This is a genomic window from uncultured Shewanella sp., from assembly GCF_947501225.1.
Taxonomy (GTDB): Bacteria; Pseudomonadota; Gammaproteobacteria; order Enterobacterales; family Shewanellaceae; genus Shewanella.
The window spans coordinates 91,128-105,957 of record NZ_CANMUW010000006.1; the positions used below are offsets into that span (position 1 = coordinate 91,128).

The following is a 14,830-nucleotide window of genomic DNA, read 5'->3' on the forward strand; positions in this document are numbered from 1 at the left end:
GCTAAAGAGTCGTAAGCTGTAAGTTTTAAGCTGCAAGTAAGAGCTGGAATCAACTTTAGTTCCTCACCCTGGATATGGGTCAGATTTTCCCTCTCTGATTGGCTTTTCTTGGCCTGGATCACTTTTTTATACATTCCTTAGTTTTTCCTAATGAAATAAATTCTCATGTACTTGACGATGTAATAAACTAGCCCGCAAGAAAATTGGATTGTCAGGGTATTAGGGTTAAGTATGAAGAAGTTACTGATTGTTGGTGGTGTGGCTGGAGGTGCCTCAGCGGCTGCGCGAGCCAGACGATTAAATGAAGAAGCTGAAATTATCATGTTTGAACGTGGTGAGTTTGTCTCCTTTGCTAATTGTGGCTTGCCCTATCATATCAGTGGTGAAATCGCCGACAGAAAGGCGCTTATTCTTCAGACACCTCAAAGTTTCAAAAATCGTTTTAATGTTGATGTGCGTGTGCGGCAGGAGGTCACTGCAATCGACAGAACGGCTAAAACCGTTACCGTAAAGAATCATGTCACAGGTGTGCAGTATCTGGAAAGTTATGATGCTCTGCTACTCTCTCCGGGCGCGGCTCCGGTAGCGCCGCCAATTCCTGGTCTGGATACTCCTTTAACGTTTTCACTGCGAAATATTCCCGATATGGATAGGATCTTAACCTCGCTTAAGGAGAATAAGCCTGCTCATGCCACGGTCGTCGGTGGTGGCTTTATCGGTTTGGAGATGATGGAGGCGCTCGATGAGTTGAATATCGATGTCACCCTGCTGGAGATGTCGCCCCAGGTGATGGCGCCGGTCGATCTCGAGATGGCTAATATGCTGCACAGGGAGATTGTTGATAAGGGCATAGATCTGCGGCTCAACTGTGGCCTGAGCAGCGTCGAACAGGTGGGCTCCGGTTTAAAGCTTTTCCTGAGTAACGGCGAGTCACTGGATACCGGAATTTTGATCTCTGCAGTCGGGGTTAAGCCGGAAACGACGCTGGCGGTAAACGCCGGTCTGGCAATAGGTGAGCTTGGCGGTATTGTGGTCGATGAGCAGATGAGAACCAGCGATACCTCCATCTACGCCGTTGGCGATGCCGTCGAGGAGTTTGATTTTCTCACCGGTGAGAAGGCGCTGATCCCGTTAGCCGGCCCGGCTAACCGTCAGGGGCGAATCGCTGCGAATAATATCTTCGGTGCAGATGATAGCTATAACCGTACCCAGGGTACTTCCATCTGCAGGGTGTTCGATCTGGCTGTTGCAAGCACAGGACTCAACGAGAAACGTCTTAAGCGCAGCGGTATTCCCTATGAGAAGATCTATGTGCACGGGGCGAGCCATGCCAGTTATTTCCCGGGGGCTCACCCGGTGTCACTTAAGCTGCTGTTTAGCACCGATGACGGCACGATATTAGGCGCTCAGGCCATTGGCCGTGATGGTATCGATAAGCGTATCGATGTAATGGCCGTTGCTATCAGGGCCGAACTTACCGTTTACGATATGCAGGATATGGAGCTGACCTACGCGCCGCCATTCGGGTCGGCAAAAGATGTGCTGAATCAGGCGGGATTTGTCGCCTCCAACAGCTTGAAGGGTGAGACCCGTTTGTGCCACACGGCGGATATCGATGCCTTGAGCGAGTATCAGGTTCTGCTGGATGTCAGAAGGCCAGGGGAGATAGCCAAATCCGGCTCGATTGAGGGGGCGATTAATATTCCTGTCGATCAACTCAGGGAGCGTCTCGATGAACTGCCGAGAGACAAGGAGATATTAATTATCTGTCATGTCGGTTTACGCGGCCATGTGGCCTATCGCATGTTGGTCAATCATGGCTTCAGTGCCAAGAATATGACCGGCGGCTATAAGACCTATCAGGCGGTTAACGCTAAGTTCTAACTATCGGTATTGTCATTGCTTCAATTCTAAGGGGACGTTTTGGAATTTTCATCGTTTGCCGCCGCATTGGGTGGCGGTGTGCTCATCGGCCTGTCTGCCATCCTGCTCATGATATTCAATGGCCGAATTGCCGGGATCAGCGGCATCCTGTCGTCGGCTATCTTTACGGATAAAAAGTTAACCGATGAAGGTTCTCCGGAAAAAACCTCCGCTCCATCCTGGCAGTGGTTCTTTATTGCCGGGTTAGTACTGTCGGGGATGATATATAGCCTTGTACATGAGCGGTTGGGCATACCGGCCTTCGGGTTCGATAGTGTATCGCAGCCTATGCTGTTAATCGGTGGTCTCCTGGTCGGCCTCGGGTGCAGCCTGGGGCGCGGTTGTACCAGCGGACACGGGATCTGTGGTATCGGGCGTCTATCTCTGCGTTCAATCCTGGCCACTTGCGTGTTTATTGCTGTGGCTGTCTCTACCGCAGTGCTTGTCCATTGATGGTGCTTTTCATTTCGCACAGTCACAATAAAAAACTAGTGGGTCGTTCCTGATGAAAACCTGTTTCACAATAAAAAACCGTTCGATGAAGAGCAAAATCCTGGCATTACTCTGTGGTGTGCTATTTGGTTCAGGCTTGCTGCTGTCAGGACTGGGCGATCCGGCTAAGGTGATAGGCTTTCTCGATATCAGCCGTATCTCAGACGGTAGCTGGGATCCAGCCTTGATGGTGGTAATGACAGGGGCGTTAGCCGTCTATATGTCACTGTTCTACCTTGTGGTTAAGCCTCGTGTCAGGGCAAACCTTGCTCCTGTGTGTGAAACCCAATATCACCTGCCGGAAAAGAAAACCTTAGACAGGCAGCTGATTATCGGTGCGGGCCTGTTTGGACTGGGCTGGGGGAGCGTTGGGATCTGTCCGGGTCCTGCTATTGTCAATATTGCCACCCTTGATATGAACCTTGGCCTGTTTCTCCTGGCCATGTTGTTCGGTCTCTATATCGGTAAACTTATCAATTCTGCCCAACCCGATATGGTGAAGGCGAGTTAGTATACGTAGGAGCGGCTTTAGCCGCGAAGCTTTTGGGCCCGTTACCCTGAACATTTTCTATGTAAAGAGCAGGAGCCAGACTTTAAGTTCATAGCTTTTTTCGCACTATCTCTGGCTCGCGACTCGCGTCTCGAAACTCTTCGTTTAAAAAAACCGGACACTTTCCCCTTATCGGACATCTTTTCCTCAAAACCGGACACTTTCCCCTGTGTCCGCGGACACTTTCTGTTGAACAGAATCAACAGTAGATTCATAACGTGCTGATATTATTAATCTAACTGCTTTTGGCACACTACTTGTAGTAAGAGTGTTAATTCAGCGCTATTTACACAATAGTGACCAAACGGACAGTTAGGGATAGATGATGATTCAGGATACGAGCGGACAGGACAGGGTTATAGAGGCGAGCCTGACGAGAAAGTTTAAATTTCCTCTGCTGGCGGGCGTTGCCGTACTGCTGGTCTCCGGCCTGGTATGGGCGAGTATCGGTGGTAGTCAGGTTAGTGAGTCAATCAGCCGGAGTGAGCTGAGATTTGCCACCTTAGAGCGGGGTACGCTTACACGTGATATCGCCACTACCGGTAAAATCGTTGCCGCCAATGCGCCTGTCCTCTATAGCAGCGAGCAGGGGACGGTTACCTTGATCGCAAAACCTGGCGACCATGTCGAAAAGGGGGATGTGGTTGCCACCATCGAAAGTCACAAACTCACCAATAGCCTGAAGCAACAACAAGCTCTGTTAGAGGGGATGAAAAGTGCATTAGAGCGTGCTCGTCTCGACGCCCGTCGTCAACAGCTTAAAGCGCAACAGACTATCGATATGGCTGAGGTGGATCTTGCTGCCGCCGATCGTGAGAGCCGTCGTGGTGACGAGCTTATTCATAATGAGCTGATCTCTAAGATAGATTTTGAGAAGGGGAAAGACGACCTCCATAAGGCTAAGTTGCTTTGGGCTCACGCAAGGCAGGAAGCGGAGCTGATGAAAGACACGCTCACCTTCGAGGTGAAGAATAAAGTGGCCGAGGTTAACCGTCAGGCACTGGTCGTTGCAGAGCTTGAGCGCCAGGTGGCAGCCCTTAGCGTTGTGGCCCCGGTGGGCGGCATCATAGGTAACTGGTTGACAGAGCAGAAAGCGCGTATCGCCCAGAGCCAGCCAATCCTTACCGTGGTTGACCTGAGTGCCTTCGAGGCCGAGCTGGCTGTGCCCGAGTCCTATGCCGATGAGTTGGGCTTAGGCATGGATGTGGAGTTGAGTTTCGGCTCTCTGACACTGATGGGGCAGCTCTCCTCCATCTCGCCTGAGGTCAGAAATCGTGAGGTGACCGCCCGGGTTCGATTCGAGCAGGATAAAAGCTTACAACTCCGTCAAAATCAGAGACTGTCGGCACGGGTATTACTGGAAAACAGACCCGATGTGCTGATGGTCAAACGCGGCGCCTTTGTATCCACCGGTGGTGGTCGGGAGGTGTACGCCATGAATGGCGATATTGCGGAGCAGACTTCAATTCAGCTTGGTGCCCGCAGCATGAGCCATATCGAGGTACTTCAGGGCGGGAAGGTCGGTGATGTTTGGGTTATCTCAAGCATTCAACCATTTAACAAAGCAGCGCAAGTACTGGTTCGTTAAGGAGAACATGATGAACAGATTAAAGCAAATTACGAACGAGCAAAGCGGCTTCAACCAGGTAAGGGATATTGGCGTGAATAGAGCCATCAGCATGAAAGGAGCCTTCAGCGTTAAACGAGCCTTCAGCCCACAAAAAGTCACAACCGTATTTGCACTGGTACTGCTGTTGGTGGCCGTACAGGTATCGACCCAGAGTGTCGGTGACTGGTTTGTATTCGGACTGAATATCTTAGAGCTTACCGAGCCGCTTTCAGAAGTTTCAGATGTCGGGGCCAGCGTGAGTACTAATGTAACGGGCAGTGTAACGGCTAATGCGCCTGACTTTATACAGAAAATAGTGATGACGTTAGTCGAATATGTATTGGATTAAAGACTCAATGTAAGGCCGGCTTCAGTCGGGAAAGATGATTCAAATATATGTAGGACCGGCTTTAGCCGGGAATGGAAAAGAGTTGCAAAGTACCTCCTGCAATCACACACAATGAATATCAAAGAATTAAGCGATAAAAAATAGGGAATATTGACCATGTTATCGATGAAGAATATCAGCAAAGTGTTTAAAACGGATCTGGTGGAGACTCATGCGCTGCGTGATTTTAATCTTGAGGTGAATGAGGGCGAGTTTGTCGCGGTTACCGGTCCATCGGGCTCGGGTAAAACCACCTTCCTCAATATTGCCGGTTTGCTCGAAGGTTTTACTCAGGGGGATTATTTTCTCGATGGTGTGAATATCTCAAACTTAAGCGATAACAGGAGTGCGGCGATTCGAAATGAGAAGATAGGTTTTATCTTTCAGGGCTTTAACCTGATACCGGATCTGAATCTGGCCGAAAATGTTGAGGTGCCGTTGCGTTATCGCGGCTTCAACTCCAAGGAGCGCAAGCGCCGTGTACAGCAGGCGCTGGAGCAGGTGGGCCTGGGGGCCCGTATGAAGCATCTTCCATCTCAGCTTTCCGGTGGCCAGCAGCAGCGTGTCGCGATTGCCCGGGCGCTGGCTGGTGAACCAAGGTTCCTGCTTGCCGATGAGCCAACGGGTAACCTGGATAGCATGATGGCGCGTCAGGTGATGGAGCTGTTGGAGGAGATTAACAAGGCGGGAACCACCATTATCATGGTGACCCACGACCCTGAGCTTGCCCGTCGTGCCCAGCGAAATATTCAGATTGTCGATGGTCAGGTGTGTGACTTCACCATGTATCAAGGTGGGGAGGGGTATCAAGGTGGAGAGCGTATCAGCGAGAAGCCACATCTGGTGACAGAGTCTCAGGTGTCTTCAAATCAAGATAAAGTGGCGAGTTAAGGAGAGTAGCTATGTTTTTCTATTATCTGGATCTCGCCTGGCGCAGCATCAGGAAGACGCCATTTTTATCATTACTTATGGTGCTTGCCATCTCAATTGGTATAGGGATCACCATCACCACGTTGAATATCTATCAGATGGCATCGATAAACCCGGCAGGGGAGCGTTCGTCTCATTTGTTTGCCGTACGTTTATGGAGTCAGGGAATCGACACCTGGGATGAGCTTAACCCTCAGGTCACCTATCAAGATGGTTTTAATCTGCGTAAAAGCCCAGTGCCTGTAAGGCAGAGCCCTATGTTCCGTACCGGCTTTGCGGTGCAAAATGATGATCCTGATTTCAAGCCCATATTAGAAGGTGCTCGCGTCATAGACAGAGATTTCTTTGGCCTATTTTCCATACCATTTCTCTATGGCGAGGCATGGGAAAAGCAGGTCGATATTGACTCTGCCTATCAGGTGGTAATTAGAGAAGATCTCAACAAGGAGCTGTTTGGTGGCGAAAATAGTGTGGGCCGTACCATCTACCTCAACCAGAAGCCTTATCAAGTGGTGGGAGTGATCGACAACTGGAACCCAAGCCCTAAGTATTATGATGTTAACAACGGTGCCTTTAACGATGCCGAGCGGATATTCGTCCCCTATTCGCTGGCGCCTATAGAGGAGTACCAAAGCTGGGGGAATAATCAAAGCTGGAGAAATGAGTCTCTTAATACTTATGCGGAACGTTTAGCTTCTGAGTCTCATTGGAATCAATATTGGGTTGAACTCAATACACCGGAGCAGAAACAGGCCTATGAAGAGTGGTTGTCTAACTATATCGAGCAACAAAAATTGATCGGTCGCTTCGAGATGCCGGAGGCTAAAGCAGACCTCTCCGATGTGGCAACTTGGCTTAAGGTAAATAATGTTGTGCCAGAAGATAATAAGATCCTCGTTGGCTTGAGTGCACTATTTCTTATCGTGTGTATGGTTAACATGCTTGGATTGTTACTGGCTAAGTTTCTCAAACGTGCGTCCGAGGTTGGCGTTCGCCGTGCCATTGGCGCTAGCCAAGGTCAGATTTTCTCTCAGCACTTGGTTGAGGTTGGGTTAATTGGTTTCTGTGGTGGTTTATTAGGCCTGGTATGGGCTTGGGGGTCACTATCTATGTTGTCGCTTCATTTTGAACTGGAAGATGCTTTGACCCAACTAGACTCAAGCATGTGGGTGCTTGCACCTGGTATTGCCATCTTAGCAGCACTTTTGGCCGGTATTTATCCCGCTTGGCGTATCTGTTCGACCAACCCCAGCGTTCATCTGAAAAGCCAATAAAGAGAGGGAGAGCTTGGCATGTTACAAATTAAACCAATTATCAGTACCTTAATGCGAAATAAGAGTGGGCCGATACTACTGCTTATTCAGATCATCCTCTCTGTAGCGATTGTGGCAAATGCCAGCTTTATCATCAATGAGCGCATTGACTTGATGGCACGAGAATCAGGGATCGCCGAGTCTGAAGTGTTTGACTTTAATGTTTACAATTTCGATGACAGTGTGGATTTTAGTGCTCAAAATACCCGTGATATGCAAACTGTTAGAGACCTGCCCGGCGTGATTGCAGCCACCACTGCCAGCATGGTACCACTCAGCGGTGGAGGCTGGATGTCTGGATTTAGTGTCGGTGACAGTGAAGACACGGCTAAATCGACGTATGCGGCAATTTATTATGGCGATGAGCAGATGTTAGATTCTCTAGGGGTGACTCTAATTGCCGGTCGTAACTTCTATGAAGAGGAGATTCAGCTGGAGATCCCGGATAAAGCCAATTTAGCTATAGTCACGGCAGCTTTTGCCAAGGCTACATGGGGCGATAAACCAGCTGTTGGTCAGGTCATGTATGCAGCAGGTTTTGGAGAGCAGCCCGTTGAGGTCATTGGGGTGATTGAAACGTTACAAGGCGCTTGGGTAGACAATGATAACCTTGAAAATAGTGTTATTCTTAATGTTGAGCTGGCTTATCCCTTCACCACTTTTTTAGTCAGAGCCGAAGAGGGCACCTTAACCCAACTTAAAGAGGCGATTCCAACAGCCTTGCATAAAGATAATATCAATCGAGTGATCAGAGGCTTTACTTTGATTAGTGAGCACAGGAAAGAGGTTTACCGTGATCATGAGTTGATGGCAACGGTACTCTCTATGATGGTGGTACTGCTGCTACTTATCACCTCTCTGGGTTTAGCGGGCATGGTGATGTTCAACATCGAACGTCGTACTAAGCAGATAGGCACCCGCCGCGCATTAGGCGCGAAGAAGCGTGACATTATCAGCTTCTTCCTGGTGGAAAACTATATCATCTGCATTGTTGGCGGCGTGATTGGCGGTTTAGTTGCGGTTCAACTTGGACAGCAGCTGATGAGTCTATACAGCTTACCTCAGCTGGAGCTAATCTATCCGCTATTGACCGTTGCCGGGCTCATTGTGTTGACGACCATAGCGGTTATTCTGCCGGCCCGAAAAGCGGCGAGGATCTCTCCGGCTATTGCTACCCGAAGTGTATAGCTCCTGCTGAGATACAGGCTCGGCTATTGCGAATGAGGATTTGCCTTTAATTCTCATTCGCTTTCGGTTAGTTTGAATGAACTAATATCTGGATTTCAACAGAATAAGAACGATAAACAGAAGTATGGATACGATCCTCATTGTCGACGACAATCAGGCGGTGTGTAATGCACTGTCGTTGATGTTAGAGCTTAATGGCTTTAACACGCTTACCTGCCTCTCCCCTGAAGTTGCCCTCGAGCTGGTAACGTTACATGATATTGCCCTGGTGATTCAGGATATGAATTTCACTCAGGACACCACGTCCGGCGAAGAGGGCAAAACCCTTTTCTATGAGTTGAGAGCCCTTCAACCTCAACTGCCCATTGTATTGATCACGGCCTGGACGCAACTCGATATTGCCGTCGAGCTGGTAAAAGAGGGCGCTGCAGATTATATGGGTAAGCCCTGGGATGATGCCAAGTTACTGACCAGTATCAATAACCTTATTTCGCTGCATACGCTCTCGAAGGCCAATACTCAGCTCAAGCGCGTCGAGAGTGACCGCATGTCAGCCATTAAGCACGCCGATCTGTGCGGCATCGTCTTTGGCAGCGGAGCAATGCAGCGCTGTGTAGATTTAGCTCTGCAGATAGCGCGTTCAGATGTGTCGGTTCTTATTACCGGCCCCAACGGTGCCGGTAAAGATAAGTTGGCCGATATCATTCATGCTAACTCCTCTCTTAAGAGTAAGCCTTTTATCAAGGTGAACATTGGCGCACTGCCGATGGAGCTATTAGAGGCTGAGTTATTTGGCGCCGAGGCCGGGGCCTTTACCGGGGCAAACAAGACCCGCATCGGTCGCTTCGAGGCGGCCGATGGCGGCACACTCTTTCTGGATGAGATTGGTAACCTGCCACTCTCGGGTCAGGTTAAGCTACTGCGGGTACTGCAAACCGGTGAGTTTGAGCGTCTGGGCAGTCATCAGACCCGTAAAGTTAACGTGCGGGTGCTCAGTGCAACGAACGCCGACCTGGCGGTCGACATCCGTGAGGGCCGCTTTCGTGAAGATCTATTCTATCGCCTCAATGTTATTGAGCTGCCTCTGCCACCACTCAATGCCCGTCGTGATGATATTCTGCCTCTGGCCGGCCATTTTGTCGGCCCGGAGTTCTCACTGAATAAACAGGCTCAGCAGGTGCTCGTTGAGCATCAATGGCCGGGGAATGTCAGGGAGCTTGAAAATGTCTGTAAGCGTGCTGTGATATTGGCGCGGGATAGTGTGTTAACGGTAGAAGATTTCGGCCTGATGGGGAGATCGGCTGCCGGCCCTGTGGATAGCGGAATTGAATATAAGCAAAGAGAAGATGTTGCAAGAGTTGCAAACGCTGCAGTGGATGATTATGACAATGCCGAATCATCCCGGGCGGTTGCCGAAATAGCGTCCGGCAAAGCAGTCGGGCGGGTAAATGAGCAGCCTCTGGACAAGGCGAGTATCGAAGCGGCTTTAGTGGAACATCGCGGGGTGATCGCCAGAGTCGCTAAGTCACTGGGCCTCAGCAGGCAGGCCCTCTACAGACGCATGGAAAAGTTTGGCATAGATAAGTAGTTGTGCATAGCACCTCTACTATGCTGCAAGCGGCTGGGATTTATTGTTTTGGTTAAATGTAGGTTGAGCTTAAATGGCACTGTTATCGTACTTTTCTTTAAGAACTAAATTGATCCTTGGTGCCATCCTTGCCTCACAGGTCGGGACCGGCTTGTCTATGTTGCTTATGCAGCAGCTGATCCATCCTCAAACCTTAATCGGCACCTCCTCTTTTGTGTTTGTACTGATATTGATATCGGCCGGCATCTGCGCCTGGGTGATCAGTCATCTTGCAACCCGCACCCTGGCGACCAGCCTGGATGCACTGGAGGTGGGGCTGCTGAACTTCAAAGATAATGACTTCAGTGTCACGATTCCTGTCGGTGGTGATCGTCAGTTGCAGGCGCTGACGACGCTATTTAACGAGTCGGCCGAAACATTAAGGCAGGAGCGCCAGTATATCTATCAGCGGGAGCTGTTGCTGGATAAGGTGATCCAAAGCTCACCGAATGTCATGTTGCTGCTCGACGATGAGCAGCGAATTATTTATGCCAACAATGCGGCGCGTCACCTGTTTAATAAGGGGGTGCGTATCGAGGGGTTAAACCTGCTGACGCTGCTGGAGTCTGTGAGCGATGAGCTCTCACGGGCACTACAAAATCCCAAAGGCGGGCTGTTTAGTCTGGCTGGCAGTGAGGAGGGGGAGGATGAAACATGGCACCTCTCCAGAGGCCAGTTCCTGCTCAATGGGCAATATCATCATCTGCTGCTCCTCAAACAGATGACCCATGAGCTGAACAGGCAGGAGGTGGCGGTGTGGAAGAAGGTGATACGCATCATCAGCCATGAGCTGAATAACTCGGTGGCGCCTATCGCCTCCATGGTGAACTCGGGGCGTATGATCACCCGCGAGTTGAATGATCCTAAGTTATCGATGATCTTCGATACGATTGAAGACCGTACTAACCATCTGAGCCAGTTTATCTTCAACTATGCCCGCTTCGCCAAGCTGCCACTGCCAAAAAGGTCTGCCGTAGATTGGCACAAGCTGACAGAGCAGTTGGCTCAGCACTACTCATTTAAACTGTTGGGGGAACTTCCCGAGTCCGAGGGGAGCCTGGATCTTATCCAGATGGAGCAGGTGCTGCTTAACCTGCTTAAGAATGCCCATGAGTCCGGTTCTGCAGCTGATGGGATAACCCTGAGCATCGAAGCGTCGAAACTTGTCGATGGTACATCCGGGATCAATATCGAGATCAACGATGAGGGTTCAGGCATGCCTCCGGAGGTGCTCAAACAGGCACTTTTGCCTTTCTACTCCACCAAACAGTCCGGCACCGGATTAGGTTTACCGCTTTGCCGTGAGATCATCGAGGCTCACGATGGCCGTATCAGCCTGCATAACCGAGACGATGTGGGCCTGTGTGTGCGGGTATGGTTACCTTCGAATGAAGCTTGATTACATTTATACTTTTGTTTATTTGGTGTTGGGGAGTGTGTTTATAACTTTTATCTTCATTGTTATCTAACGCCTGCCGGCGGGGGGATGTGCAGATACTTCTGTGGCCCGCTGCAAGTACGTCCGTGTAAGCTCGACGGCGGCATCCCCGCCGCCAACGGCCACAGCCGCATCTACACCGATGGTTTCAGGAAAGTAATCTCTTCGTAGCTACCATCGTCATCCAAGACTAGTTTCAAGATCTAGACTTCTCCTTGAATACGTCGCTATACCATTCAAAACAAGTGGTTATGTGTTGGTATTTACATAAACTGCCTAATTGATTCTCTATTATCTAAATCCTTGGATTTTTTAGACTAAAGGGTCATTGCCTCATCGAAATCTTACTGATAACTTATTAAAATCAAGCTAATAAGTTGTGTTCTGCGATAGTAAGCATTGACTGTCTATGGAGTGTTTTTTGGTGTTCACACTAATTAAGCAGCTATATGTGAAATTATGAGAACAAAAATTTTAAATTCAATATTCTTCATTTCCTTAGGTTTTACCTTGGGAGGTGTAGCCTATAAATATTTCGCTCAAAATAGAGTTGAAACAATGCTTGAAGAGATAGAGAGAGATGAATGGGTTGATGCTGGTAATTATCTGGCTATAGCAAAAGCAATTCGAGATAGAAGATATGATGAAGCATTAAAATTTTCGGAGAGTATGGTGGAGATAAAAGTTGATACCTTCTCAAATAAGTACTCTTCATTAAGCGAGTATGAAACTTCAACTCTCCGGAAAATTAATCATTACAAAAAAGAAGATTGTTCGATGAATTGTTTACCAAGCATAAAGTAAGCATATAACAAGTTATTTCACATTTGAGCAAGGAGTTACTGCATATCAGATTGCTATAGCTCTCCTGTTAAAAATCTCAGCGGGGAGGGAGGAGCCGGTTCCTCTGATTCATTTTTAATTTTGTCTTTAGCTAGAACCTAGAACCTCAGACCATAAAAGCTTCGCGGCTAAAGCCGCTCCTACAGGGGAATATCAAGCTCGCTGCTCGTAACTCGCGACTCGAGACTTTCTTAGCTCTGTCTTTTGCTCGAACCTAGAACCTTATACCACCAACAAATGCTTCGCGGCTAAAGCCGCTCCTACAAGGGGCATATCAAGCTCGTTGCTCGCAGCTCGTAACTCGAAGCTTTCTCAGCCTTTAGCCATCGCATTCCAGAACAGGGCGAAGCTGGCTTGTTTGTGCTCAGGCTCCTGCCACTTGCCTGGATTATCCAGAAAGTAACGGGTGGCGGCGAGGTACTGGCCGTGACAGTTGTCCTGCATCAAAGCCAGCGGGTAGGCCGCGAGTAGCCCCTGCGCCTGGCCCTGCAAGAGCAGGGCGCCCATGAAGCCTAAGATACTGTTCATGGCCTGTTCTCTGACCTCGATGGCTATCGAGGGGGACATGGAGTACTGCTGAAAGAACTCCTGCTTGAGTGGGTTATCTATGGCCCACTGTATGGCGCTACACCAGAGATGCTCGGCATCTTTTTTCAGGTCGCCGCTATCTTGTATTTGGGCCTGGATTGCGTCGGCGAACTCCTGCTTTATAGTTAAAAACAGCACATTCATCAGCTCATCTTTCGAGGGGAAGTGATGAAACAGGGTGCCGGTCGCCACACCCGCCTTTTTGGCTATCGAGGCGGTCGATGTCGCATAGAACCCCTGGCTGACGAACAGGGACAGCGCAGTATCTAATATGGTTTGTTTCTTATCGGGTTTGCTCATCAATTACCTATTAACTGTCTATTAACTAGCTGTGTTTTATCATTTACGAGTTTAATCATATGGTTCGCCCCTCGCCCCTCGCCCCTCATTAACGAATAAACATCTTATAAAGCAGTTTCTGGATCGGATTGCCGTAGGGCGGATGAACAAACTTTCCTGTGTTCAACTTGCCCCGACTCAATACGGTTTTCGCATGGCTGAGTGTCAGGAACCCCTCCTTGCCATGATAGTGTCCCATGCCCGATGGCCCGATTCCACCGAATGGGGCATCGTCGGCTGCGACGTGAAATACGGTCTCATTAATACAGGCGCCGCCCGAATGAGTCCGGTTGAGGATACTGTTTTGAACCTGCGCATCGAAGCTCATGATATACAGGGCTAAGGGTCTTGGACGCTCATTGATATAGGTGACAGCTTCATCGAGTGTCTCATAGCCGATGATCGGCAATAGCGGGCCAAATATCTCCTCCTGCATCAACTGCATATCGTCATCGACCCGGGTGATAAGTTGAGTCGGGATCTTTCGCTTAGCGCTATTGATGGCCTCTTCGTTGGCAGAAACCACCTTGGCTCCTTTGGATTTAGCATCCTCGAGAACCGACATCAGACGGTCGAACTGACGCTGGTTGATGATGGCGCCGTAGTCGTCATTGTCGCTAACCTTGCCGTACATCGAAGTGAATTTAGCCTGATAGGCCTTGATAAATTCGGCCTGCTTCTCTTTCGGTACCAATACATAATCCGGTGCGACACAGATCTGGCCAGAGTTTAAACATTTACCGTAGATCATTCGCTCGACCGCCGTCTCTATCGGCATATCCGGTGCGATTACGACCGGTGACTTGCCACCGAGCTCAAGGGTGACCGGTGTCAGGTTTGCGGAGGCCGCTCGCATGACATGACGTCCCACGCTTGTAGAGCCGGTGAAGAGCAGATGATCGAAGGGGAGTGATGAGAACGCTGCGGCGACATCGGCTTCACCCTCCACTAGGGCAACCTGGCTGCTGTCGAAGATGCTGGCTAACATCTCCCCTATGACTCTATTGGTTTGGGGAGTAAATTCAGAGAGTTTCAACATGGCACGGTTTCCCGCGCTCAGTGCCGTGATAAGTGGCCCTACCGAGAGCATTACCGGGAAGTTCCAGGGGACTATGATACCGACGACTCCGACGGGCTGATAATGCACCCGAACTTTTGCCGGGGCGAGCAGCAAACCCGCGTGACGACGGCTCGGCTTCATCCACTTCTTAAGATTCTTCAGGCTGTAGTTGATGTTATTGATACAGGGCATGATGTCGGAGATCAGTGTGTCATCTGTCGATCTGGTGCCGTAGTCACGATTGAGTGCTTCAGCCAGAGGCTGTCGATATTCAAGCAGGGCTGATTTAAGCGACTTAAGCATCTCGACTCTCTGTTGATATGACGGTGTGCCTTGTGAGTTGTAGCTGTCTCTTTGTAGTGCTAATAGCTCAGTTAATCCGCTTGCTGAACTGATCTCGGTCGTGAGGGGCATATTCATTGGTTCACTTCTCCACTTTAAGTATCGGTTGGTGTCGCATGCTCGTTATTACAGGTTCTGTCTACAGGGACCAACTACAAAGACTAATTACAAGGACTGTCTGCAAGTACTTTCACCAAGCC

Annotated in this window: 13 protein-coding genes; 11 read left to right on the forward strand and 2 right to left on the reverse strand. The window is 49.5% G+C overall.

Annotated features, from left to right (window positions below; all coding sequences use genetic code 11):
• The first annotated feature begins 231 nt into the window (after positions 1-231).
• The 11 genes from Q1B47_RS10715 to Q1B47_RS10765 all read left to right on the forward strand — a co-directional run bounded on the left by Q1B47_RS10715 (position 232) and on the right by Q1B47_RS10765 (position 12,262).
• Positions 232-1,884 carry an FAD-dependent oxidoreductase gene (locus tag Q1B47_RS10715; RefSeq protein WP_299792984.1) on the forward strand — a complete coding sequence of 551 codons (1,653 nt, stop codon included), beginning with the start codon at positions 232-234 and terminating at the stop codon, positions 1,882-1,884.
• Positions 1,885-1,923: 39 nt separating this feature from the next.
• A complete protein-coding gene (locus Q1B47_RS10720) occupies positions 1,924-2,376 on the forward strand; it encodes a YeeE/YedE thiosulfate transporter family protein (protein ID WP_299792987.1) in 453 nt (150 codons plus the stop codon).
• Between the two features lie 85 nt (positions 2,377-2,461).
• Positions 2,462-2,926, forward strand: coding sequence for a DUF6691 family protein (locus Q1B47_RS10725; RefSeq protein ID WP_299792990.1), 465 nt, complete (start codon positions 2,462-2,464; stop codon positions 2,924-2,926).
• Positions 2,927-3,290: 364 nt separating this feature from the next.
• On the forward strand, positions 3,291-4,553 hold the full coding sequence (locus tag Q1B47_RS10730; RefSeq protein ID WP_299792993.1) for an HlyD family efflux transporter periplasmic adaptor subunit: 1,263 nt from the start codon (positions 3,291-3,293) through the stop codon (positions 4,551-4,553).
• Positions 4,554-4,563: 10 nt separating this feature from the next.
• The gene (locus Q1B47_RS10735; protein WP_299792997.1) at positions 4,564-4,923 is read left to right on the forward strand and encodes a hypothetical protein; all 360 of its coding nucleotides are present in this window, start codon (positions 4,564-4,566) and stop codon (positions 4,921-4,923) included.
• Between the two features lie 156 nt (positions 4,924-5,079).
• Positions 5,080-5,853, forward strand: a complete 774-nt coding sequence (locus Q1B47_RS10740; RefSeq protein WP_299793000.1) for an ABC transporter ATP-binding protein — start codon at positions 5,080-5,082, stop codon at positions 5,851-5,853.
• A gap of 11 nt (positions 5,854-5,864) precedes the next feature.
• Entirely contained in the window at positions 5,865-7,166 is a 1,302-nt protein-coding gene (locus Q1B47_RS10745; protein ID WP_299793003.1) for an ABC transporter permease, read from the forward strand.
• Between the two features lie 18 nt (positions 7,167-7,184).
• Complete coding sequence (locus Q1B47_RS10750) at positions 7,185-8,393, forward strand: FtsX-like permease family protein (protein ID WP_299793006.1); 1,209 nt, start codon at positions 7,185-7,187, stop codon at positions 8,391-8,393.
• A 124-nt stretch (positions 8,394-8,517) separates the two neighbouring features.
• Positions 8,518-9,981 carry a sigma-54 dependent transcriptional regulator gene (locus Q1B47_RS10755; RefSeq protein WP_299793009.1) on the forward strand — a complete coding sequence of 488 codons (1,464 nt, stop codon included), beginning with the start codon at positions 8,518-8,520 and terminating at the stop codon, positions 9,979-9,981.
• 73 nt (positions 9,982-10,054) lie between these two features.
• Positions 10,055-11,419 (forward strand): ATP-binding protein, encoded by a 1,365-nt coding sequence (locus Q1B47_RS10760; protein ID WP_299793012.1) that lies wholly within the window; start codon positions 10,055-10,057, stop codon positions 11,417-11,419.
• A 498-nt stretch (positions 11,420-11,917) separates the two neighbouring features.
• Complete coding sequence (locus Q1B47_RS10765; RefSeq protein ID WP_299793014.1) at positions 11,918-12,262, forward strand: hypothetical protein; 345 nt, start codon at positions 11,918-11,920, stop codon at positions 12,260-12,262.
• 351 nt (positions 12,263-12,613) lie between these two features.
• Here the strand turns inward: Q1B47_RS10765 and Q1B47_RS10770 are convergent, their stop codons facing one another.
• Both Q1B47_RS10770 and Q1B47_RS10775 read right to left on the reverse strand, forming a co-directional pair.
• Complete coding sequence (locus Q1B47_RS10770; RefSeq protein ID WP_299793016.1) at positions 12,614-13,189, reverse strand: TetR/AcrR family transcriptional regulator; 576 nt, start codon at positions 13,187-13,189, stop codon at positions 12,614-12,616.
• 88 nt (positions 13,190-13,277) lie between these two features.
• A complete protein-coding gene (locus Q1B47_RS10775; RefSeq protein WP_299793598.1) occupies positions 13,278-14,702 on the reverse strand; it encodes a coniferyl aldehyde dehydrogenase in 1,425 nt (474 codons plus the stop codon).
• Positions 14,703-14,830: the final 128 nt, after the last annotated feature.